The sequence below is a fragment of the Pseudomaricurvus alcaniphilus genome (assembly GCF_011440395.1).
GTDB classification, from domain to species: Bacteria; Pseudomonadota; Gammaproteobacteria; order Pseudomonadales; family Cellvibrionaceae; genus Pseudomaricurvus; species Pseudomaricurvus alcaniphilus.
In genome coordinates this window covers 438920-463246 of record NZ_JAAOIX010000003.1, presented here as the reverse complement: position 1 = coordinate 463246, position 24327 = coordinate 438920, and the positions used below count along the sequence as shown (strand labels likewise).

Below are 24327 nucleotides of genomic sequence, written 5' to 3'. Positions count from 1 at the left end.
TTTTGTTAGGCGGCTGTCAAATTAATGCCCCTTCTGGGAGCCGCCTAACATCGTCTGGAATTACCTCCCATTTTCGCTGAAACTCACAGAAAATCAACTGGTTAAATCTGACAAAGTAGAACTATGATTAGAATGCAAAAAATCGCCTTTTCCGACACCTACTCGGCCCTGTGCGCACCCTCCCGGAACACCACCACTACCCCGCTCCCATAACCCACCAGCCTGCTGCCGGTGTGCCTGCTATTGCGGGAAAGTGGTACACTGCCGCCCCGCCGCTCTGCACCAGCGCCGCGGGCCCAAACCCCGACCCAATAATCCCATGGCAGGCCGGCCTTCAAGCCCGCCCACCAATGCCCGACGCACGCAATGAACCTGCTACTACTTGAAGATTCCGATTTTACTGCTGCCAACCGGGTGACACTCCGCGGCCGTCGCCTGCAGCACATCCTCGAGGTGCACCAACTGGCCAGCGGCGCCAGCGTGCGAGCCGGCCGCCTCAACGGAGCCATTGGCTCCGCCCTGGTCGAACACATCTCCGGCAGCGAGGCGCAATTGCGTGTGGACCTAACCCGCGAGCCTCCTCCCCCCCTGCCCCTGACCCTGATTGTGGCCCTGCCCCGCCCCAAGATGATCAAGCGTATCGTCCAGACCATCGCCACCATGGGGGTAAAAAAGCTGGTATTTCTCAACAGCTACCGGGTGGAAAAAAGCTACTGGCAGAGCCCGCTGCTGGAGCCGGAAAAGCTGCACCAACAACTGCTGCTGGGCCTCGAACAGGGAGTAGACACCCTGCTGCCGGACATCCGCCTGGTCAAACGCTTCAAGCCATTTGTGGAAGATGAGCTGCCGCAACTCTGTGCCGGCAAGCGCGCCCTCGTCGCGCACCCGCGCGCAGCGAGCACCTGCCCGGAACCGCTGGCGCAAGAGACCGTGCTGGTAATTGGGCCGGAAGGCGGCTTTATCGACTATGAAATCGACAAATTAATCCAGGCCGGCTGCCAGAGCGTCCATCTCGGCCCCCGTATTTTACGGGTCGAAACCGCAGTGCCCGTACTGCTGGGCAAATTATTTCCCATAACCGGTTGGTAACAATGACGCCACCGTCTACCTGACCCTACAGGCAATAACGGACCAGGCATTGATCGGCCAGGCGTTTACCCGCCCGGAAAGGACCATTACACTGCTACCAACAGCAACGACAGGCAGGTGCCGGACAAGTGCCAGCACCCAATAGCGCCGGCAACGGCTGCAAAAGGCGAAAAAAGTAATGATACACCCCGGAAAATTCAACCGCTTAAGCGTGGTCAAACTGGTCAACTTCGGGGTCTTCCTCGACGGTGGCGAAGCCGGCAATATACTGCTGCCAAAACGCTACGTGCCAGCCAATACCGAACTCAACGATGTTCTCGACGTATTTTTGTACTACGACTCCGAAGATCAACTGATCGCCACCACCGAAAAGCCAAAGGTCGAGCTCGGCCAGTGCGCCTGGTTAAAAGTAACCGACGTCAACAATACCGGTGCCTTTCTCGACTGGGGGCTACCCAAAGACCTGCTGGTGCCCTACGCCGAACAACACACCCCGATGCAAGTGGGCAAGTCCTACGTGGTATACGTCTACCGCGACAGCGCCAGCAGACGCCTGGTGGCTTCCAGTCGCCTGAATCGCCACCTGTCGGAACAATCCCACTATTTCAAACCCCAACAGCCAGTCGATTTACTAATCTGCGGCCACAGCGACATGGGCTACAAGGCAGTAATCAACCACACCCACCTGGGCCTGATCTTCCGCGACGACGCCTTCAAGCCACTCCGCTACGGCGCCAAGCTTAAAGGCTACATCAAAAGCATTCGCGACGACCAGAAAATCAACGTCAGCCTGCAACTGCCGGCCGCAGCCCAGCGCCAGGAATTAACCGAGCAGATTGTGGCACACCTCAAAGCCAACGGCGGCAAATCCCGCCTCACCGACAAAAGTGCCCCGGACGATATCTACCACCAATACAACGTCAGCAAGGCCAACTACAAAAAGGCGCTGGGCAAACTCTACAAAGAGAAACGCATCAACCTGGGCAAGGATGAAATCACCTTGCTGGAGAGTTAGCGCCAGGGAAACACTGATTAACGCGCATTAAGTAGCCGCGGAGGTCGACCAGGATACTTCCACCTGGATTGGTCGCAACACTTGATTGATATGAGCGAGCTGCCCGTCATCGATGGGTGAGTCCATTGCGGACAGCGGGAACCATTACAGAACGCGGTTCTGACTTTATCGTAATGCACATTCGAGATATGAGCGGGCTGGCCGTCAGCGCTGGGGGGGAGCCCATTGCGGATCGGCCATATCCCCCGACCACATTTGGCAGCTGCGGAACTCATCAGTCCATACTTGGACACCCGTACTTGCAGCGGGAAGCGATACGGAACGCGGTGCTGACTTTATCGTAATACACATTCGAGATATGAGCGGGCTGGCCGTCATCGATGGGGGGAGCCCATTGCGGATCGGCCATATCCCCCCGACCACATTTGGCGGCTGCGAAACTCAACCATTTTTTGCGCAAAAAGACGCGCAAAAAATTGGGATTCAGACAGTCCTTGCCGACTACCCCAAATGTGGTCGGGGGGATAAGCATGGCCTGATTGATCCGCAACGGGCTCCCCCCACCGCTGACTACATTGTGCTTCCAAGAGGAGTGTAATTTCACTTCGAGCTTCCCGAACTGAAATCTGCTCAAGACCTCAACCGCATGCCCTTCATATCCACCAAAGATCGCAGATGATCGAAATAATTTATTCTCGCGAGGACCTCATTATCTTTGTTTTTGTCTTTTTCCAGAATCTCGCTCGATGCCTGGTCAAGGCTCGGTGGGTGTGCCCTGCCAGACCAATCAGGTCGCGTTTAGGCTCTCCGCGCTTTTCGGGCTTTCGCGGACGGATGTTTGAGCGAAGCGCAGCGTAGCGAGTTTCCGGGAGCGCGAAAAGTGCGGAGAGCCTGCGGCCGGTCTGGCAGGGCGCACCCACCGAGCCGCTGCGCCAAACTGTATTTTACTTGTGGACGGATGTTTGAGCGCTAGCGACCATCTTGAAGTTAATAAGAAGGCGGGAGCGCGAAAAGCGCGGAGAGCCTGCGGCCGGTCTGGCAGGGCACACCCACCGGGCCGCCGCGCACCGTGTTTACCTGCGCACGGCTATTTACTACTCCCTAAACAGGCTGCAAGAAAAAGCGGCGAACCTCTTCATCGAGCCTGGCAAGCACCTCTTGCGCGTGGGGAGACGTGTCAACATCGTAATCAAAATAAAGACCATAACGCCAACTGAGCGCCGCGCTTGCGCCCTGCTCGTCACCTGACTGCTCTGCCTGGCGACGGTTACACACTACCGCAGTCACAGTCAGCGGCTCCGTCTTCGCCAGCTTGATTGTTAACTTCAGCGAATCCCCCACCGCAAACACATTGCGGCTGAGTATTCCCAGCCCCGCGCGACTGATATCCACAAACTGCACATCGCGAGAATCTATTACTGTGGCATTGGGCCAATTGATCTCGGCCTCTACCACCGCCCGATCACCGGGATAGGGAAAGCGCTCAAACTCTCGCCGCTCCTCCTGCTGCATACAAAACCTCCAGTCTCTGAACTTTAATCCTTTAGTGTCCCCCTGATTCATTCCTGCTCGAAGCAACCAGGAGTGCTTATTTTTTACACCTGCCGAATTATACACCCGCCGACACTGCCAGGCTCAACCCGGCCTGGAACCGGAACACCACAACAGGAACTAAATCAACAGAAGTTTAAACAACTCAAATGACCAGCGAATTACCGGTAACTTTCCCACAAACGCCGTCGCATGCAGTAATCCTGCGGCGCTTCCCCCGGCGGCTTGATACCGCTGGCAACGTGGTTTAACACATAGAGCGAAATCCGCGCCCGATCGCCATCTTTACCCGGATCTGCCAATTCGCTGCGCAATTGCTCTTCGATATCGCTCAGCGGCATGATCCCGGGCTTCGACAACTCCTCATAAAAATAGGAATATTTGGCGCAGAAGTGCTCGTTTGCAGAACCACAGCCGGTCACTACAAGCGGCAGCAACAGCCCCGTCAGAATTACCCGCACCACCCGGTCCACCTCCCGCTTGTTGTTCACTGTTGCCGCGCTGAGCCATCCAGCGCCAGCCCAGGAGCCAAACTGGCTAACCCGAGTGCAATAATCGGCGCTGTCTATAGCTACCCGCCTGCGCGGGAATTAGGCCCAATTGGCAATTTCGTAGCAGCCAAATGCACACTGACTATAGACTCAATGGTCAAAGATCAATAACCATAGATCAACAATCATAGATCACAGGCAGGGCTCTATAGGCAGCGTGGGCTCACTTGGTAAGCATAGAAGCGAATGCGGCTCAACACCAATAATCATTGCTGCGATAAAGCGGGAGGTACATCCGTGACCCAGGGCTAAATCAGCCGAGGGTCACACTGAGCGGCAGTCGGTTCAGGCCACTTCGCCTTTGCTGAAGCCACTGCGCGCCAGCACGTCAGCTATTTCTGCCAGGCTGCTGGGGTCATCGATAGTTGACGGCACAGTGTACTCATCGCCGTCGGCAATTTGGCGGAGGATTTTGCGCAGGATCTTGCCGGAACGGGTTTTCGGCAACCTGGAAACCACAAGCGCTTCTTTAAAACAGGCGACCGCGCCAATCTTGTGCCGCACACTGGCCACCAGTTCAGCTTGCAGTGCTGCCGCGTCTATTTCGACGCCGTCTTTAAGCAAGATCAGGCCCAGTGGCTTTTGGCCTTTGAGGCTACAAGCGACACCGATAACCGCGCATTCCGCCACTGCCGGATGAGCCGCTAACACCTCTTCCATTTCACCGGTGGAAAGCCTGTGGCCGGCCACATTAATCACATCGTCGGTGCGCCCCATGATAAATACGTAGCCCTCTTCGTCCTTGTAACCACCGTCACCGGAGACGTAATAACCCTCGAAAGTGGACAGATAGCCCTCGTAGAAACGATTGAAATCTCCCCAGATGGTGGGCAGGCAGCCGGGTGGCAGGGGCCGCTTCAGGGCCACGACACCCTGCTCATTGGGCCCAACGGGCGCCCCGCTTTCATCCAGGATTTGCACGTTAAACCCCGGTGCCGGCAGGGTAGCCGAGCCGGCCTTGGCCGGCATGGGCTCAACTCCCATTAGATTGGCGCAGATAGCCCAACCGGTTTCGGTCTGCCACCAGTGGTCCACGACCGGCACGCCCAGTAAATCCTTGACCCAATGGTAAGTGGGTGGATCCAGGCGCTCACCGGCCATAAAAACGGTTTTCAAACAGGACAGATCATAGCCCTGCAAGCAAAGTGACTCCGGGTCTTCCTTGCGGATGGCGCGGAACGCCGTGGGTGCCGAGAACAGCGCCTTCACCCGGTAGTCACTGACGACTCGCCAGAAGGCACCGGCATCCGGAGTACGCACAGGTTTGCCCTCGTAGAACACCGTCGAGAGCCCCGCCAACAGTGGAGCATAAACGATATAGGAGTGGCCAACCACCCAGCCGACATCGGAAGCGGCCCAGAATACATCGCCGGGGTTCATGTCGTAGATGGCCTTCATGCTGTACTTCATGGCCACCGCGTGGCCGCCATTGTCGCGCACTACGCCCTTTGGCTTGCCGGTGGTACCGGAGGTGTAGAGAATATAGAGCGGGTCGGTGGCCAGCACAGAGGTGCAGTCCGCGGCCGGTGCACTCGCCACCGCCTCTTGCCAGTCCAGGTCGCGGCCGCTCTGTAACTCGGCAACCGCCTCGGGCCGCTGCAGGATGATGGTGCGGGCCGGTTTGTGCGACGATGTCGCAATGGCCTCATCCAACAACGGCTTGTAGGCAATGATGCGATCGATTTCAATACCGCAGGAGGCGGACACCACCACCTTGGGCGCCGCGTCCTCAATTCGAACGGCCAGCTCATTGGCGGCAAAGCCGCCGAACACCACCGAGTGAATCGCGCCGAGGCGGGCACTGGCGAGCATGGCAACTGCCGCCTCCGGCACCATCGGCATATAGATCAACACCCGGTCGCCCTTAACAACACCCTGCTGCTGCAAGAGCCCGGCGAATTTCGCCACCTGGTCGAGCAATTCCCGATAGGTAATGGCGCGACGACTGGCCGTCACGGGCGAATCGTAATAAATCGCCACTTGCTCGCCGCGGCCATTGGCAACGTGATAATCAAGCGCCATATGGCAGGTATTCATTTCGCCGTCTGCAAACCAGCGCTCCATGCCGTTTTCATCCCGGCTAAGGATTGTGGTTGGGGCTTTGAACCAGTCCAGTGCGGCGGCTTTATCCGCCCAAAAAGCTTCAGGATGGTCAATCGAACGGGAGTATTCAGACTGATAGGTCATTGTTATCACCACGCGGAGCACTTGGGTTGAATTACTTGTTTTTGCTTTATAGTTTTTCGTTGCCGCTAAGCCAGCCGGACGACGACTACTCTAAAGTGCTCCCCTCGATCTGGCCATTGGACCAAGGTCGAGGGGGGATATTTCCGCTGGGATGATGAAGATCAGAAGGTGGGATAGTGAGCCCGGATGGCCCGGGCTCGTGTTTACAAATAGAATTTTAACTCGCGCAAATAGGCCTGCAACTTCTCGCGATTTTCATCGCCCATGCGCCACAACCACTTTTCCAGGGCGCTGCGATTTTCCAATGCCGGGTCGCTGTATTCATAAAACACATGGGGGCGCACCAGGGTTGCGTCAACGGGTGCCGGCCCAGCCTCCTGGATCCGCTTTATGACACGGTCGACCCGGGCTTTAAAACTGTCCTGCTTGCCAAGTTCGCCATAGGCTTTCTCCAACAGTGGCATCCAGGCGTGATAGTGCTGGCCGAGTGTTTTGGGGTCAATCGCGACGATCGAATCAATCAAAGGGGTTAAACGATCGAGGTTAGCGTCGGAAAGTTCATACTTGCCGTTCAGCTCTTCCACCTTGAATGCCTGCAGATCAATTTCAACGGGCTTGTGACGCTGTGGCAATTTGCCTTCTGCCAGTACATCCACCGCCAACACCAATTTGCGCACCTGCTCTTCGGGTACGATCCACTGCAGCAGCGGCGGCGACAGCTTTTCTACGGCCGCAACCACGTAAGTGTCACTTTCATCCAGAGTTTCCGGGGTGGGGATTGGCGGTTCTTCCACTTCCAATTGTGTCGGTGGCTGGGCCGGTGGTTGCGGCTCTACTGGAGCCGGTGCTTGAACAACTGCCGGCGCCGGCGCCGGCGCTATCACCGTTTCCTCAACGACGACCTTCTCAGGCTCGGAGGGCTTAAATACCAGGAATAAAATGACCGCCAGCACAACAACAGCGGCAACTGCAAGAATTTTCCGGTTCATAGTGACTATCCATATAAATTATTGGGGCAATAAACTACTAAGACGTTGTTTTGACACTTAAGTTTCTTATTATTTCTGCGACAAAAGACAAGTTATCCACCCTAACTTTCCTATCGCTGACCCGACTATAACTCCTATAGTTGACCTGCATCAACGGGTTTCAGCGCCTGTTCCGTAGACTCTTAGCAGCCAATTCGATAAATCTCACCACGACAGGTAAAACCCATGGGCTTGACCCGCGGCCAGGACTATCATAAACGTGCATCCCATAAACCATAATTTAGGCGGCGCCAGCTACTGCTGGGAATCTTTGCTGGAGCGCAACAGCATGGCAATTCCAGCCAATGTTTGTGGCTTTTCCGCTGCCCCCCATACACCACTGGGCATCAGCCTGTATGCGCCCGGGGAGTACAGCCGAATATTTGCAGCCGGCCCCTACACCTCCCGCCACCTGGTTGAAGGCCTGTTGCGCGAATTGCAACTGCGCAGCCCCGGCATCGGGCAGAGAAAGGTATCCTGGCTGGATTGGCAGCTGCCACAAAGTATCCTCGACAGCGCCGACGTCACTGAAATCATGTATTTTCTGGGCCGCTGCTACTCCCTCGGCGAAGTCAACAGCTGCCGCTACAGCGTGACATTTGATCTCGAAGACTTCAATGAAGTGCGGGCTGCCCTGTTTAAAGGGCTCGGCTTTAACAGTGTGGAGATCCGCATCGAAGACTGTAAAACACTGAACCTGCCTGCCCTGCTGCGAAGTATCAGCATCGCTGCGGACTTTCACTATCAACACGTCAACCTGACCCTCACCCGACCGCTGGCAAGCCTGGTGAAAACCCTGAAACAGCTGTCCGCCCGTGGCTCCACCCTGCCCCACTGCGTATCCCTGGGCCGCTTCCCGTGCAGCGCGGAAAACAGCCGTAATTTCGATGCCCTGTTTACCGGTATGACGACCCTGGGGTACCGAGTGCTGGGCAATGACTGCTTTGTCAGCAGCGATTCGGCTTTGGCGCGTGCCCAAAGGCAAAGACAGCTGTGTTTAACCAATCACGGTTACAACTGCCAGGGCGTCACTGACATCATCGGCCTGGGGCCGGGCAACAGCAGCTCCTGGGGCAGTTTGCACAGACAAAACCCTCGCCAATTGCCCGCTTACCTGACCGCCCAAAGCCCGGATCGTATCCCTTCCGGCCTGCCCGCCCACAACTTCAAGCCGGTGCTGGCTCAATTACTGTGCTATCACAACCTGGACTTGACCTACTTTCGACGACGATACCAATGGAACCTGCTGCCACTGATCGAGCAGGCCTGGTCACAACTGCAGCCGCCAGGCCGGGTACTCTACAGCATCCGCCAAGGCGAGTTGAGGCTGACCGCTGCGGGGGTGCGCAGCCTGGCCATACTGTGTGACGCCTTGATAGAGCACCTGCGGGCCGCAACTGGTACTTTACCCGGCTCTGCCTCTGTAGCAGAATAGCCAGCTGCAGTTGGTGAGCGTCGCGCTCCCCCGCATTCAATGGATTGCCTTACATCATGAGCCGCAAGAATATAGCCAGTAGCAACAGCACTTCCGACAGTAGCGGGAATAGCCAAGCCAAATGCCATCATAATCCCCTTGTCTCCTGTGGCGACTGTCGCCTCAATGCCATCTGCCTGCCAATCAGTTTGCACGTGGATGATATTGATCGACTGGATGAAATCATCCAGCGGGGCCGCCCTCTGCAAAAAGGAGAGTACCTCTACCACACCGGCGCGCCATTTCGCTCGGTGTTCGCCATCCGCTCTGGCACCATAAAGGCGATCAGCATCACCAATGGTGGCCAGGAGCAGGTAACCGGCTTTTATCTGCCGGGAGAAATCCTGGGGATGGACGGCATTGCCCAGAATCATCACACCAACTCGGCCATCGCCCTGGAAACCGCCGCTGTCTGTGAAATACCCTTCTCGCGCCTCGAGGAGCTGAGCCTGAAGTTGCCCGGCTTGCAGCGCCACTTTTTTTCCCTGATGAGCAAGGAGATCACCTCAGACCAGCAGCTGATCACCCTGCTCAGTAAAAACAGCGCCGACGAGCGCGTTGCCTCACTGTTGTTGAGCATATCCACTCGCAATCACCATCGCCACCTGTCCGCCACCTGCTTTCGCCTGCCCATGTCCCGGGCGGATATAGGCAATTATCTCGGTTTGACGATTGAAACGGTCAGCCGGGTCTTGAGCCGCTTTCAAAAATCCAATCTGCTGGCGGTGGACAAGAAAGAGATTACCATTCTGGATATGGACGCCCTGAAAAAGGTGGCCCAGGCTGAATCGCGCTGCTGAGAATTAGCAACCTCACCCAAACGCCCGCAACAACAGCTGCAGAGTGGCTGCCACAGGCGCACTGTCGACCTGTCGCGCCGCTTTAATCCGGCTCGCCGGCCTCACAATCAGGTTATTTGTGCTAGCCTTAAGGAGTTTCCGACCCGCCTGATCAACCGGTAAGTGACCAGATGTCAGCCCTGCAACTGCCCACCAACAAGATTCTTAAAGGTCACACACAGAGTCTGTTTCAAGCCCTGCGTTTGCTCAATGAACTTGATTTGGGTGTGGCAAAAGGCGCCCGCTATATCAGCCCCTTGCAACTGCTCGAGCTTGTGAGTGAATTAGATTCCGTCGCGCCCACGGGGGTAAACACAGAAGCAAGCTTCACCGGGCTGCAGCGGCTACTACTGCAACAACCAAAAGCACTGCAGATTGAGCCGCAATATCGGGCCGCCCTGCTGCTGGTAGACAGCTTGCTGCAGCAGCTCTGGCGTACAAGTCGGCCCCACCCGAACCTTTGCCGTCAACTGCAGAGCGCCAGCCTGCTGCTCGGCTGCCGCTTACTGTTGCGGCCAGACCATATTATCAACTTCGAACACCCCCTGGCCCTACTGCTGCAAGAACTGTTTGAACATTTGAGCACCTGGGCACCCGCACCGGGACGGGCGGGCCGGCAACTGCCCGAGTGGCTGGCCGACTTTGCCACCCGGCTTCGCAGCCTGGACATCAACAACCGGGAGGAAGTCAATCAACAGCTAACAGGATTTCGCCAATTGCGACGGGGCGAGCTGGCTCGCGCCCAGGCCATAGAAGCACGGATTCTGCAACGGGAAATGGCCGCCATCGACATCAAGCATGCGCAGCGGTCAGTGCTGTTGTATATCGACCAGCGCCTTGCTGGCAGGCCCTTGCCCACAGATATTGCCAGTTTTATCAAATCGCCCCTGGTTGGCGACCTGCAATACCTGGTGATCAACCACGGTATTGATGCGCCCGCCTGGAGGCAATGGCAACGTCTGCTGCAGGTATTATCATGGGCATTCCCGCAAACGGACAGCTCGGCAGCGAGCCTGGCTGGCGCCAGCCAACAACGAAAGAAAATTGACACCCTGCTGCCGGCGCTGATGGAGCAACTCGACGATTCCTATTATCGACAATTCAGCACCTGCAGTGGCTATGAAGACTTTTTCAGGCTTCTGATTCACTATTTTATCGAAGTCTTGCAAGGCCACACCCCAAGCTGCATTGAGTTTGCCGCCCTGGATGAGACCAAAGAAGTTCGCCAGGCAGCGGTCATCGACCAACTCACTATCCGGAGTCTGGAGCAATACCAGCCCCAGCACTGGTTTTTATTTTCCACGAAAGATGGCCAAAAACAGGCCGGCAAATTGTTGTATAAAGAAGCTCGTAAAGATTGCCTGGTATTCTCCGCGGCGGACGGCAGCATACTCTCGCGCTACACTTTCGAGGAGTTCAGTAACGCGCTGGCGCTGAAGCTGGTTACACCACTGAAGCCACGACAACTGTATCGAAATTGCCTTGCCCAAGCCCTGCAACAGCTGCAAAAGCACTATCAACAAAAACAACAGGATCGAACCCGGCAGCAACAGGCCACAGCAGAACGCCAGCAGGCCGCAGAGAAAGCTGCCCGGGAGGCACAAGAATTACAACGGCGCAGTGCACCTGCCGCGCCCCGCGAGCCGCTCTCAAGCAGCGATCATGCGGCTATTCAAAAATCGATTATTGACCTGAATTGTGGCTCCTGGCTGTTGCTCTCCCTGCCGGCGCAAGCCCCTGTGCAAATCAAGTTGTCGGTAAAACTGCAAACTGCCGAAAAGTATATTTTTACCGACCGCGTGGGCCATCGCGTCGCAGAATACTCCCTGAACGAACTGGTGCAATTGGTTGCCGCGGATCAGCTGCAAATACTGAGCCGGGGCAAGGACTTTGAAAACAGCCTGGAAACCATTGTCCGTGGACTGAGGAAGAACCATAAATGAACCAAAAGAACCGACGCCAGGATTATCGCCTCAACAGCCGGGAAACCGTACTGCTGGAGTTGGTATCCGCCAACTATGACGGCAGCTCCCCACCGGAGTTGTTGATCTGCAACAGCGTGGACATCTCCGCCAATGGCCTGCAGATTTCCGTTAACCAGCCACTGGAACGTGGCCTGATACTTAATATCGCCGTCCAACTGGAGCAAATGGCCCCCATCACCCTGGTGACCGAGGTCAAGTGGCAATTTCCGCAACAGGGCAGCGATCAATGGATGACTGGCCTATCCCTGCTGGATTCAGACGGCTCCGGTCTGGTTGCGTGGAAGCAGCAAATTTCAGAGAGGCTGTTGCAGGAGGACTAGACCCTCCCCGACCGACCATCCGGCCGGGTCGAGCTTTCCAAAAACCGCAATATTTGCTCCGCCTCGGTGCGGGTGGAGCCACAGAATTCCGGCTCCGGCTTGAAAATGCGGCAGAAATCCGGGTATTCGGGTTGCCCCCAGATTTTGCAGGTGTAATCCGAGAGGTCAAGATTAACGCAGTGTTCACCGGCCTTTTTGCCCGCCGGCATACCTGGCAGCGGCTGCACAATGGACGGCTCGATGCAGCACATGCCACAGCCCTTGCGACATTCCATACAGTTAGCTCATTGACCGAGGATCCGCACACGTCCATCTGCGGCGATTAAATAACTGGCATCCTGCTGTTCTTGCAAGCCAAGCAGTGCCATCAACTCCAGGTAGGACTTCTGGTTCTGCTCCAGGCCGGCCTGGTCGCCACACCCGGAGACCTGGATAGAGGTGCAGATATCCCGCCAATTACCGGCAGAAAAAATATAGGACGGGCGATATTGATCAATCAACCCGGCTTGCGCCGGGGTAAAACTGGCGGGTAGTACCAGCGCCACCGAGGTGGGCCGCGTAAAGGCCGCCACTCTCGCCGCCTCGTATCGAGTCCAGTCCAACGCCACACCGTTGACGAATTTACCCGGTACCAGCGGCGGACGGTAGACACTGGCCAGTGAAGTTTGCACACCCTGGACAAAAAACGCCGGCACACCGTGAATCGGATAGCTGGCAACCACCCGGTCGTTCAGTTCTCGCAATGCATGGTCGTACTTGTCGCCGCACTGTGCAGCTTGCCCACTGCGTTTAGCGGTAGCGCCCTCAATATCGCCACGCACCGCAAACCGGTGCAGGATTTCGTCGCTGGTGGGCCTCTGGCAGTGAAACAGGGGTCGAATCGTGCTTTCGCTGCGCTCACCAAATATGGGGGCCCAAAATACATAGACGTTGTAATCGGTTATCCCATCAAACTTTGGAATTGCTCGCTTGCAGTAGGGGCAATGCGGATCGATAAACACCAGCAGATTGGCTCTCCCAGGAGCCCAATCGCTGTATAAAAAGGCCGAGTGCTGGTTTTTATCGGGAATCACAAAGGCGGTAGCGGCACCAGCATTGAGGCTGGCAGTAAAAAAAACGATCAGCAGCAGCGCACGGAACCCGGTTCGTTGCAGTCCGGTCGCAGAAACAGCGTCTAACATATACCCTCTTTCCGGTGCCTTTTAGCAGGCGACCTCTTTTTAACGTCCATTACCTGACGACGTTTATTTGGCGGCTTCCTGGGCCAATCTGGCCTTTTCCATGGCAATGGGTAAAACCGCATCGCTGTAGGCGGCCAACTTTTCCTTCATGGCCTGGCGATGGGCTTCGCGTTTGTCGGGGTCAGAACGGACTGTTTCGTATTGTTCCGCCATTTGCAAAAGTTCCTGCTCTTTTTCGAGTGCAGCGATCTCCTGCTCGCGAGTTACGGCTGGCGCAGTGGAACTATCCGCCGGCGACGTCTCCACCTGCTGCAGAGCCGAGCGACGGGACTCGATAGTCTGCCCGCCTGCTATTGCACCGCCGCTGGCAGTGGGTGACTGGTTGATCGCCGCAGGTACACTGCGGGACGCATCGACATCGAGGTCGGCTGTCAACCACAGGTACCCTGACCCTGCGACCACTAACACCAGCAATGATAGGGCAAAATATTTCATCGTTTACTCCTGTACATTTAACCTCAGTACATTCAACCCCAGTACATTCAATCCCAGAATATCCATCCTCAGGAAATCCAGTCGCGAGATCCAGCCTGGCAGCAGCGTGTCTCGCCGTTCAGTCAACTTCTAGGGCCCGGCCGTGCTGAAATTCCTACTGGTGCCATTGATACGATTGCCTGCCAAATCAAACAGATAGGTGTTATAGGTAACGTACAATCGATAGGAGTGGCCCGCTGTCAGCGCCGCACCAGGTACAAATTCCAGTGTACGCCCATCTGCAGCCAAAACACCAGCCCCTGGGACCCAGCTGTTTTGGGTGACATTCAACAGAGCAAAACTGGCTTGACCGGTATTGGGGTCCGTATTGATGGTAGTCGGGTCGATACGCTCACTAAGCACCACTGACAGCTCGGCATCCAGTGCCAGCACAGCGTTATTCTCAAAGCTCCAGCTGGAAATACTGCCCTGGGTAGTATCGGCCGTAGTGGCGGTGGAGAAGTCTATTTCAATCGGCGTCGCCAGAGAATTACCGGCGACATCCTCGACGCCTGCCACTAATACCGTATAACTGCTGCTTGGCGTCAGCGTCGTTTGCGGTGTTAGGGTGACGATATCCACCGGACCGTTATAGGACACAGTCACAGGCACACTCGCGTCACCTGCATCTTTAATGGCCAGCTCGGACAAATACCCGGGGTTAAGTGGTTCGTTGAACTGCAAGCTGACACGCACGTTGGTTGGCACGCCGGTCAAGCCATCTGGCATAGTCGACTGCATCAAAGTCGGTGCGGTATCGTCATCCCCCGCCGCCACTGAGAAATTGCGGTTAGCGCCATTGATGCGGTTACCCGCAAGATCGTACAAATAGACGTTATAAGTAACGTACAGACGGTAGCTGACACCGTCTTGTAAAACTTCCGCATCATCCAGCACAAAACGCAGGTGTCGACCGTCCGCGGCCAATACACCGGTTCCCAATACCCAACGGTTTTGGGAGACGTTGTAGAGAGCTAAACTGGCCACGCCGTCCCGGGTTTCTATGGTGGTCGGATCCACCCTTTCGTTCAGCTCCACCTCCAGCACGGCATTCTCCGGCAGTGTAGCGTTGTTGGTGAAGCTCCAACTCTGGATACCACCCTGTACATTGTCGACGCTAGCGCCAGTGGTAAAGCCAATACTGATTGGCGCCGCAATCACATTGCCACTCACATCTTCTATGTCAGCAATTACCAGGGTGTGCGCTGCAGCAGGCTGCAGCAACTGGGTTGGGACCAGGGTCAGCGTGCGTCGGTCAGCACTGAGACTGACAGTGGCGACAACCGGCGCATCCGCACTATCCAGTAGCTGCACACCAGCCAGTTCCAACGGACTCAGCGGTTCGTTGAAGCGAGCACTGAGGCGAACGTTGGTGGGGACAGCAGTCTGGCCATCGAACACTGTGGACGAATCCAGGGTCGGACCAGCGCTGTCCTCTTCACTACCGGTGGTGAAGTAATACAGTGCCGACTGCATATTGTTGCCACTCAAATCGCGCAGCGAGTGAGCGTACCAAAAATGCTGGCGATCTGCGGGCAGCACCTCCACCGGCACCATAGTCAAGCGCTTGCCATCTGCGCTCAAGGTCACTGTGGTGGGCACCTGGCTACTGGTGCTCGTATCATAGAGGTAGACACCGGCGGCAGTGACGCTGACCGGGTCGACCGGTTCATTAAACTCGCGCACCAGTATCGGGTTGCGAGCCACGCCAGTGGCATTGGCGGCGATAGAAATGTGGGTGATCGAACCGCCGGTTAAATCCGGACCGTTAGTGGTGGTAAAGGTGGTGCTGGCGTCAGCCACCACATTGCCACTCTCATCCCGCGCTGCCGGCACTTGCTCGGTAATTTCACTGTCAACCGGCAAGGTGCCAAGCCGCTGATAGCGTATCACCTGGTTGTTCTCATTGATCTGCAGGTTCAGTAGCGAGTCAGTATCAAAGATCATGCTACTGACCGACTCGTCATAGCGAACGGCGAAATAAGGGTTGATACCCACAGCGGTTTCACCGTCCGGCGGACTGATGGCGGTGATCAGCGGCGAGCGGTCGTCCACCACCGAGTTGGGACCCGTGTAGAAGTACTGGTAGCGCTCGGTACCGTGAGTATCGCCATCGGTATCGGTGATAGCCGCCAGCATGCGCAAATAGTAAATCAACGTCGTGTCGGGTTCGGTGGGTTTTACCAGCTCCTCTTGCGGAGTCACGGTCATAAGCCGTCCCCGCACAGTGTCGTAACCGACATCGCCCGGTTCGGTATTCAACTCAATGGTAACCGGTATCTTGTTACCGCTGTTGTAGACCTGCTCCAAAAACACCGTATCGTTGGTTAACGAGGCAGGGTCCAGCGGCTCGGACCAGAGTATCTGCATGACCGGATTGAGGGCAACATTCCGACTGTTAAGCACCGGCGAATACACCTGCGGCAGAGGTCTTGTGCCAACACCTTCATCGGTGGTGCCGTTGTAGAAGTAGGAACTGAAATTGTTCAGCGGGTTGTTGGCGTTATCCGTGGCCAGGTCGCTCAGGTAGACCTGCACCAGGGAACCTTCGGCAAACACTGCATCCTTGGTAAAGCGCACGGTGCGGCCATCCCCCAACACCTCCAAGGTGCCTTGGTCGTCGATCAGCTTACCATTTTCGGCGATATGGAAAGCGGCTTCCACGGTGGTGGCGTCCAGCACCTCGTTGATATAGAGCACAACTTCCCGCAGTCCCAGCCAACCGGATGAGCCATTGGTGGGGAATACCGTGGATACGCTCGGCCGACCGCCATCAGTATTAAACCCGGAAGTGGTAAACGAACTCACATAAGGCGCGATGGCGTTGCCGGCCAGATCGGTGACGCGATCGGTAACCACGGTGCTCACCACACTGTTGGCTGGCAGATTGGTAGACAGGGTTACCTCGCGACCATCCGCAGCGCGCATTACCGATGGGTTGATAATACCACCATTAGCGTAGAGCAATATGTTGCTATTGTTGATGGTGTTGGTAGCCATGGCCTCGCTGAAGGTCAGTACGATATTGTTGGCTGGGCTAACATCCACTGCATCAGCTTCCGGCGCGATGGCCAGCACGCTGGGTGCGGTAGTATCGGCCATAACCTCCGTAGTGAAGTAATAATTACCATTGTTGCGGTAATTACCAGCCAGGTCGTAGGCATCGGCATCTACCCGGTATTGCGTGCCCCCCAGCAATGGTTCGCTGGGAGTAAAGGTCAACACATTGCTTGCGACCTCGTAGGTGCCCGGCACCAGTACGGTACCGTTGTGGACGTACACAGGTGGCCGCGACAACACGCTCAAGGTTTCGCTGTAGGATATGACGACCCGACTGTCTACTCCAACGTCAGTGGCATTTGCCAGCGGAGTGATGCTTTGCACAGTTGGCCCGGTGGTGTCCTGCGCGGTTGACGATGACGTAGTAAATGTCAGCAGGGTTGTGGTCAGGCTGTTACCGGCGTAATCACACAAGCCCTCAAGGCCAAGGCTGTAAATGGTATTGGTGGCCAAATCAGCAGCTGGGTCGACGGTCAATGTAGTGCGAGCAGAATCCAGGGATACCGCTGCCGCGACCGGTGTTCCGGCCTGGCTCAGCACCACCCGATCCAGGCAACTGTCGCTGAGCGGCTCGTCGACAGTGAACAACAGGTTACTGTTGATGGCTACTCCAGTAGCGTTGTCCGGCAAACTGGTTTGTTGCACGACCGGCGCCGCAGTATCTTCACTGTTACTCACATAGAGGCGGCGATTGGTGCCGTTGACACGGTTGCCGGCCAGGTCCAGCAAGTAGGTGTTGTAGGTCACAAACAGCCGATAGGTGTGCCCCCACTGCAGCGGTTCCTGCCGTTCAAAGCGCAGGTGACGGCCATCATCGGAAAGCACCCCTGTGCCCTTGACCCAGCGATTTTGGGTATCACTGTATAGCGCAAAGGTACCGAGCCCGGTGTTGGGGTCAGTATTTATACTGGTGGGGTCGATACGCTCACTCAACTCCACCTCAAGTACTGCATTCAACGGCAGCACCGCATTATTGGCAAAGCTCCAGTGGTTTATACCGCCCTGCACATTGTCTATAGAGGCACCGGTTGTAAATCCGATGTTGATGGGTGCCGCCAGCACATTGCCGCTGACATCCTCTATATCCGCGATAGCGAAGCTGTATTCACTGGTCGGCAGCAATAATTGTGTCGGCACCAGAGTCAGTGTACGGCGATCAGCGCTGAGACTGACACTGGCAACCACCGGCTCGGCCGTGCTATCGAGCAGTTGCACGCCCGCCAGCTGCAACGGGCTCAGCGGCTCGTTGAAACTGGCGCTGAGGCGCACATTGGTGGGCACACTTTGCTGGCCTGCAAAAACTGTCGCGGCCTCCATTGACGGTGCCTCAGTGTCCTCATCGAAACCCGTGGTGAAGTAGTACAAGTCTCGAGGCAGATCATTACCACTCATGTCCCGCAGCGAGGTAGCATACCAGTAGTGACGGCGGCCGACCGGCAGGGCCTCGACCGGCACCATGGTCAGGCGTTTGCCATCGGCGCTTTGGGTCAAGGTTACCGGAACACTCCTGTTGAGCAGGGTATCCTGCAGGTACACCCCGCTTTCAGTGACACTGACCGGATCAATGGGCTCACTGAACTCCCGTACCAGAACCGGGTTAAGCGGCACGTCCGTAGCGTTGGCAGCTACCGAAATATGGGTTATCGAACCACCCGCCAGATCTGGCCCGCTGCCAGTGGTAAAGGTGGTGCTGGTAGCGGCCACCTGATTGCCACTTGGATCGCTTGTAGGCGGCAGTGTCTCAGTAGTTTCACTGTTGGCCGCCAGCACGCCGATACGCTCATAGCGCAGCACCTGGTTATCTGGGCTGAACTGAAGATTAATCAGCGAGGCGGTGTCGTAGACCATGGTGGAGATGGGCTCATCGTAACGCACCGCATAGTTAGGATTGGTGCCCACACCCACCTCCCCATCCGGCGGATTGAGTGCGGTGACGATGGGTGCACGATCATCCACCACCGAGTTGGGCCCGGTATAGAAATACTGGTAGCGCTCGGTACCGTGGGTATCGCCATCAGTATCAGTAATACCGGCCAGCATGCGCAGATAGTAAATCAGTGTGGTGGCAGGTTCAGCCGGTTTCTCCAGTGCCTCTTGCGGGGTCACAGTCATGATTTGCCCTGGCACGGTTTCATAACCGATATCGCCCGGCTCGGTGTTCAACTCGATTGTGACAGGAATCTTGTCACCGCTGTTGTACACCTGCTCCAGGAACACGGTATCTTGCGTCAACGAAGCAGGATCCAGCGGCTCCGACCAGAACACTTGCAAGACCGGATTCAGCGCCACATCGCGGCTATTTAGTGCCGGGAAGTACACTTGCGGCACTGGCCTGGCCCCGACACCATCACTGGTAGTGCCCATATTGAAGAAGGCACTGAAGTTATTCAGCGGGTTATTGGCCGTATCGGTGGCCAGGTCACTGAGGTACATCTGCACCAGGGCACCTTCCGCAAACGGAGTGTTTTTGGTAAAGCGCACGGTGCGGCCATCCCCGAGCACTTCCAGAGTACCCTGGTTATCCACCAGCGCACCGTTCTCGGCTATATGGAACGCGGCCGGCACACTCTCTACAGCCAGTGGCTCGTTGATGTACATCACCACTTCGCGCAATCCCAACCAGTTGGAAGAACCATTGCTAGGCAGGGTTCGGGAGACACTGGGACGACCACCGTCGGTGTTCAGCACCGAGGTTGTGAACGAACTGACATAAGGCGCTATGGGATTGCCACTGAGATCAGTAACCCGGTCAGTAATCACCACGCTCACCACACTGTTCCACGGCAAGGTAGCGGACAACGTGACCTCGCGGCCATCCGCGGCGCGGAACACAGACGGGTTGATAAACTCGCCATTTGCGTAGAGGGTGATATTGCTGTTGTTGATAGTGCTGGTCGCCATAGGCTCACTGAAGGTCAACACAATACTATTGGCCGGGCTGACATCGATGGCATTGCTTTCGGGTGCAATGGCTTGCACCACCGGCGCAGTGATATCTTCCAGCGCTTCGGTTGTAAAGTAGTAATTTCCGTTGTTGCGGAAATTACCCGCCAGGTCATAGGCATCCGCGTCGACACGGTACTGGGTGGTACCCAGCAACGGCTCGTCCGGTGTAAATGTCAGGACATTTTCGGCGATTTCATATCCGCCACGGACCAGCACCGTACCGTTGTTTACGTACACAGGCGGTGCGGACATCTGGCTCAAGGGCTCGCTGTAGGTAATAACAATTTGGCTGCTCACCGCCACATTGGTCGCATTACTCACAGGGCTGATACTCTGCACCGTTGGACCGGTGGAATCCACTGCCGTTGAGCCGGAAGTCGTAAAGCTCAGCAGTGTCGATGTGAGTCCGTTGCCTGCATAGTCACACAGCCCCTCCAACGCCAGGGTATATTCTGTACCTGTGTCCAGGTTATCAACCGGATTGACTGTCACCGTGCGTCGATCAGACGCCAGCGAGATCGCTACCGCGACAGAAACCTCCCCGCTGCTGAGCACTACCTTGTCCAGACATCTGTCACTCAACGGTTCATCGACCCGGAACAGGAAATTGCTGTTGACGGGCAAGCCAGTGGCACCGTCCGCCAGGCTGGTCTGCTCAACGGCCGGGGCTACACTATCTTCTACATTGCTCACGTATATACGCTGATTGGTACCGTTAATGCGGTTGCCAGCCAGGTCAAACAGGTAGGTGTTATAGGTCACAAACAAGCGGTAGGTATGTCCCCACTGCAGCGGTTCATCGCGCTCAAAGCGCAGATGGCGTCGGTCTGCCGACAACACGCCGCGCCCCCTGATCCAGCGATTCTGGGTGTCGCTGTACAGGGCAAAGGTGCCGAGCCCCGTATTCGGGTCTGTATTGATCGTGGTGGGATCGATACGCTCGCTCAACTCTACTTCCAGCACTGCATTCAGCGGCACTTCTGCGTTGTTGGCAAAGCTCCAGTGATTGATGCCACCGGCGGCAGTATCCGATTCCGCGCCTGTAGTGAAAGCGATAGTCACCGGGTTGGGCAACAAGTTGCCACTCAAATCCCTGACGCCGTCAATAAAGAAGGTATAACTACTATTAGCATCGAGCAGAGGCTCGGGATCCAGGGATACGGTTTTCTTGTCCGCACTAAGTGACCTTGCGACGGGCACTTCAACCCCGTCACCGTCAAGTAACTTGATGCCATTGACATACAGTGCACTGATCACCTCACTAAAGCGCACATTAAGCAAGGCATTTTGCGGCACATCGACGGCACCATTGAGCATGGTGGTAGCGGCTACCTGGGGCGCAACTCCGTCTGCGTCAAACGAGGTGGTGAAAAAGCGCGAGGTACCAAACAGGGCCAGTCCAAACAAGTCCTGGATCTCCGACGTCAGCACCACCTGGTATTGGCGTCCTACCAGGAACGGCGTATTGGGGACAAACGATATACTGGTTTTATCATCGCTGACCATCAATGCGCCACCAAACCGAAGGTTGGTGGAACGATCGATAATATAAAAACTATCGTCAGTCACCGTATCCGGAATGATGGGCTCGCTGAGAATTACGTCGACCAGGCTGTTCAAGGGCACATCAGTAGCGTTATTCGCCGGGCTGATATCGATCACACTGGGCCGCACGGTGTCGACAAAATTACCTGTGGTAAAGCTCCGTTCTACCGTAACTATGGGGTTACCTGCCGTATCCTTGACGCCGGAAATCGTCACGGTATGGAGTTTGAAGTCAGACATGATATTGGAGGGCACGAACAGCAACTCGGTATTGCCCGCCGCCAACTGCAGGGTACCCGCCAGCGGTGTGGAGCTACCTTCTGGGACGATCAACACCGACTGGCTATTGATCGACCTGGGCAATAAGGGCTCATTAAAGGTGACGCTGATGCTGGAGTTTTCCGGCACATCTTCCTCGCCATCATCCGGTGAAGAAGAGGTAACCTCAGGTGCTGTGACATCGGGGTTTAGCGGGTCGGTACCGTTATCCACCTCAGCTTTATCCGTCAAACCATCACCATCCGAATCGGTGGAGTTTGGATTGGTACCAAGGCGCACCTCTTCCCCATCCAACAGACCATCGTCATCGGAATCGGGGTCGTCCGGATCGGTATTCCAGGTCACCACCTCTTCATTATCACCAAGGCCGTCACCATCGGAATCCGGCTCGATATTGAGCGTAATCGTATCTTCTGCAAGGTTATTACCCAGGTCTACGGCCCGGGCAGTCAACGTCATGGTCAGCTGGTCGGAAGTTACCGATATCGGGGCCTCATAGGGCCGGGTGGTATCGGTGAACACAACTTCCCCATCGACCAAAAAGGTTACTGAACCCACAGCCACATCATCAGTGGCGTTAGCTCGCACAATAAAGCGGCTACCTTCAACCACCACCGCGTTGTCTGCCGGCGAGGTAATTGCAACCGTTGGGGCGACGCCCTGAATATCGCTGAGCTGCCGATACTGGGATATATACAGGTAATTACTGCCGGTCGAATACACATGGCTGGCATCCAGCGACAGGCCCACAGCATCTCTATCGCCGAACTGGCGAATGTCAATAACACCCTGGAAAATCGCATTTTCCGGATCAAAGATATTGACGAATGGCACCGCATTGACGAACAGAATGTCACTGAAGAACGCGAAGCCGTTGGTCAGTTCTACATCGGACGGATAAAACCCGGTACCGCCGGTGACATTGAGCACAACTGGCAACATCGGGTTGCTGATATTAACGACTTTATAGCCACTGGTATAAGCGGCGGCGTAGGCATAGTCGCCATCCATTACTACAGCGCGCAAGCCGCCGATATTGACACTGCCGAGACGCATGGGCGAATCCAGCTCGGTAATGTCAAACAGTATCAGCGACGAACTGGTGGCAACTACGAGTCTGTCGCCCTGAACATCGACTCCTACCGCTGCGCCGATGTTTTCAATATTGGCGATATTGATGGGGCCACTCTCATTCCGGGCATCGACAATTTGCACGCCGCCGGAGCCGGCAACAAACACGTAACCATTCTGCACTGCCAGATCTGCGGCACTGCCGGCAAGCCCGATATTGGCAAGCAATTGCGGTGCGGCTGGATCCGCAACATTGACAATATCCAGCCCGCTGTTGCTCACCGCGACATAAGCGGTGTTACCCACCACTTTGACATCGGTAGCGCTGGAGGTTGTAGCAAAAGTTGCTGCCAGGGTTGGAGTAGCCTTGTTAGCCACATTGACAATATGCAAGCCGCCGCTGGTAGCCGCAATATAGACATAGTCTCCCTGTACATCGGTGTCCGCACCGACACCATTGAAACTGAAGCGCGCGATTCCCCTTGGCTCAAACGCCTCCACTGCAACCGGGATTTGCAGCGTTTTGTTATTGTTGGTGACAGTAACCACGGCATTACCTGCCCTACCACCAAAAATCTCGCCCTTGTTGATGCCAAAACTGACAACAGTCAAATCATTAGAAGCATAGGTGGTACCCGGGTGTGACGTCAGCGGGATCTGGGAACCGTCCACCAAAACACCGAAAATGGACAACTGTGTACTGACTTCACTGTCAATGCCATTGAAGGTCATCAATACATTTGCAGGAGTGGATCTTAATGAGACCAGCGCAGCGGCCAGGTTGGTATCCGAGCTGTCGTTGGGGTCAGAGCCCACCGCGACCTCAACCCCATCGGATAGGCCATCACCATCACTGTCAGCAAGCAATGGATTGGTAATATAGCCATCAGCGCCAGCGACAACCTCTTCGCCATCGTTAATGCCATCGCCATCGGTATCCGCCCTGAGTGGATTGGTACCCAGATTATATTCTTCCAGTGCCGAGAGGCCGTCATTGTCCTGGTCTTCGAAAGCATCGATGGGGTCGCTCGGGTTCAATCCGTTTGCAACCTCGTACTCGTCTGGCAAGCCATCGCCATCGACATCTGAACCCGCAGCGGCAACCCGAATGATACGAGTAGCAATTAAACCGTCAAAACTTGCAGTAATTAATGCGGTACCATTACCTATTGAAGTAATAAAACCGTCACTACTTATGGTGGCTACCGCCGGGTTGGTTACGCTGTAAACTATACCGGACTCGGAACGGCTGATGTCAACCTCATCACCGTTAGGGTACTGGGCTGAGAGGGCGAGTTGATAGTTATAGCCCAGGTTAAAAAACTCGATAGTACTGTTGTCGGAGAACGAAATCCCGGAAGCAGAAACCACCTCTTCGGCAAACTGTATCTGTTCAACCCGGGTTATGCCGTTGGCAATGACCGTAAAGAATGAACTCTGCCCGGTATCGGTCTCACCGGCCGGAGAGATGCAGGTTGCCCTGGCCCTTACTCCACCGATATTAGAAGGCACATTGGGTAAAGACCAACCTCCTGCCGGGCTCACCTGAACGGTTCGATTGAGAATATTAACCACACAATTCTCATTCAACTCGGCTGCAAAGCTTAAATTTGCAACCAGGGCGAAAAACGTCGTTGCCGCAAGGGCAGCCTTAATGATCATCGTTTTCTCC

14 protein-coding genes are annotated in these 24327 nt (G+C 55.8%); 6 read left to right on the top strand and 8 right to left on the bottom strand.

All coding sequences use genetic code 11. The annotated features are described in order from the left end of the window. The first annotated feature begins 366 nt into the window (after positions 1–366). Together G8764_RS10150 and G8764_RS10145 are read left to right on the top strand one after the other, a co-directional pair. A complete protein-coding gene (locus G8764_RS10150; RefSeq protein WP_166164510.1) occupies positions 367–1089 on the top strand; it encodes a 16S rRNA (uracil(1498)-N(3))-methyltransferase in 723 nt (240 codons plus the stop codon). Between the two features lie 178 nt (positions 1090–1267). After that, positions 1268–2104 carry a CvfB family protein gene (locus G8764_RS10145; RefSeq protein WP_166164509.1) on the top strand — a complete coding sequence of 279 codons (837 nt, stop codon included), beginning with the start codon at positions 1268–1270 and terminating at the stop codon, positions 2102–2104. A gap of 1101 nt (positions 2105–3205) precedes the next feature. Here the strand turns inward: G8764_RS10145 and G8764_RS10140 are convergent. The 4 genes from G8764_RS10140 to G8764_RS10125 all read right to left on the bottom strand — a co-directional run bounded on the left by G8764_RS10140 (position 3206) and on the right by G8764_RS10125 (position 7382). After that, positions 3206–3616 (bottom strand): PilZ domain-containing protein, encoded by a 411-nt coding sequence (locus G8764_RS10140; protein ID WP_166164508.1) that lies wholly within the window; start codon positions 3614–3616, stop codon positions 3206–3208. Positions 3617–3816: 200 nt separating this feature from the next. Beyond that, entirely contained in the window at positions 3817–4146 is a 330-nt protein-coding gene (locus G8764_RS10135) for a hypothetical protein (protein WP_166164507.1), read from the bottom strand. 345 nt (positions 4147–4491) lie between these two features. Then, positions 4492–6405: a propionyl-CoA synthetase gene (locus tag G8764_RS10130; RefSeq protein WP_341806357.1), complete on the bottom strand. Its 1914-nt coding sequence runs from the start codon at positions 6403–6405 to the stop codon at positions 4492–4494. Between the two features lie 191 nt (positions 6406–6596). Continuing rightward, the gene (locus G8764_RS10125; protein ID WP_166164505.1) at positions 6597–7382 is read right to left on the bottom strand and encodes a DUF3014 domain-containing protein; all 786 of its coding nucleotides are present in this window, start codon (positions 7380–7382) and stop codon (positions 6597–6599) included. A 328-nt stretch (positions 7383–7710) separates the two neighbouring features. On the opposite strand from G8764_RS10125, the gene G8764_RS10120 reads away from it, so the two are divergent. The 4 genes from G8764_RS10120 (at position 7711) to G8764_RS10105 (ending at position 12039) form a co-directional block, all read left to right on the top strand. After that, positions 7711–8856 (top strand): oxygen-independent coproporphyrinogen III oxidase, encoded by a 1146-nt coding sequence (locus tag G8764_RS10120; protein WP_166164504.1) that lies wholly within the window; start codon positions 7711–7713, stop codon positions 8854–8856. A gap of 56 nt (positions 8857–8912) precedes the next feature. Beyond that, complete coding sequence (gene fnr / locus G8764_RS10115) at positions 8913–9695, top strand: fumarate/nitrate reduction transcriptional regulator Fnr (protein WP_166164503.1); 783 nt, start codon at positions 8913–8915, stop codon at positions 9693–9695. Positions 9696–9865: 170 nt separating this feature from the next. Beyond that, a complete protein-coding gene (locus tag G8764_RS10110) occupies positions 9866–11677 on the top strand; it encodes a DUF1631 family protein (RefSeq protein WP_166164502.1) in 1812 nt (603 codons plus the stop codon). After that, complete coding sequence (locus tag G8764_RS10105) at positions 11674–12039, top strand: PilZ domain-containing protein (protein WP_166164501.1); 366 nt, start codon at positions 11674–11676, stop codon at positions 12037–12039. Before G8764_RS10110 ends, G8764_RS10105 begins: the two co-directional genes overlap by 4 nt. Here the strand turns inward: G8764_RS10105 and G8764_RS10100 are convergent. The 4 genes from G8764_RS10100 to G8764_RS10085 form a co-directional block, all read right to left on the bottom strand. After that, entirely contained in the window at positions 12036–12314 is a 279-nt protein-coding gene (locus tag G8764_RS10100; RefSeq protein WP_166164500.1) for a CxxCxxCC domain-containing protein, read from the bottom strand. The two genes, G8764_RS10105 and G8764_RS10100, sit on opposite strands and share 4 nt — an antisense overlap. A gap of 9 nt (positions 12315–12323) precedes the next feature. Next, a complete protein-coding gene (locus G8764_RS10095) occupies positions 12324–13220 on the bottom strand; it encodes a thioredoxin domain-containing protein (RefSeq protein ID WP_166164499.1) in 897 nt (298 codons plus the stop codon). A gap of 63 nt (positions 13221–13283) precedes the next feature. Then, complete coding sequence (locus G8764_RS10090) at positions 13284–13715, bottom strand: hypothetical protein (RefSeq protein ID WP_166164498.1); 432 nt, start codon at positions 13713–13715, stop codon at positions 13284–13286. A gap of 129 nt (positions 13716–13844) precedes the next feature. After that, a complete protein-coding gene (locus G8764_RS10085) occupies positions 13845–24317 on the bottom strand; it encodes an Ig-like domain-containing protein (RefSeq protein WP_166164497.1) in 10473 nt (3490 codons plus the stop codon). Positions 24318–24327: the final 10 nt, after the last annotated feature.

Coding starts and splice junctions, on each gene's coding strand:
- G8764_RS10085 (WP_166164497.1), bottom strand. CDS start 24,317: ATGATCATTAAGGCTGCCCTTGCGGCAACGACGTTTTTCGCCCTGGTT.
- G8764_RS10125 (WP_166164505.1), bottom strand. CDS start 7,382: ATGAACCGGAAAATTCTTGCAGTTGCCGCTGTTGTTGTGCTGGCGGTC.
- fnr (WP_166164503.1), top strand. CDS start 8,913: ATGAGCCGCAAGAATATAGCCAGTAGCAACAGCACTTCCGACAGTAGC.
- G8764_RS10100 (WP_166164500.1), bottom strand. CDS start 12,314: ATGGAATGTCGCAAGGGCTGTGGCATGTGCTGCATCGAGCCGTCCATT.
- G8764_RS10095 (WP_166164499.1), bottom strand. CDS start 13,220: ATGTTAGACGCTGTTTCTGCGACCGGACTGCAACGAACCGGGTTCCGT.
- G8764_RS10120 (WP_166164504.1), top strand. CDS start 7,711: ATGGCAATTCCAGCCAATGTTTGTGGCTTTTCCGCTGCCCCCCATACA.
- G8764_RS10110 (WP_166164502.1), top strand. CDS start 9,866: ATGTCAGCCCTGCAACTGCCCACCAACAAGATTCTTAAAGGTCACACA.
- G8764_RS10090 (WP_166164498.1), bottom strand. CDS start 13,715: ATGAAATATTTTGCCCTATCATTGCTGGTGTTAGTGGTCGCAGGGTCA.
- G8764_RS10145 (WP_166164509.1), top strand. CDS start 1,268: ATGATACACCCCGGAAAATTCAACCGCTTAAGCGTGGTCAAACTGGTC.
- G8764_RS10105 (WP_166164501.1), top strand. CDS start 11,674: ATGAACCAAAAGAACCGACGCCAGGATTATCGCCTCAACAGCCGGGAA.
- G8764_RS10150 (WP_166164510.1), top strand. CDS start 367: ATGAACCTGCTACTACTTGAAGATTCCGATTTTACTGCTGCCAACCGG.
- G8764_RS10140 (WP_166164508.1), bottom strand. CDS start 3,616: ATGCAGCAGGAGGAGCGGCGAGAGTTTGAGCGCTTTCCCTATCCCGGT.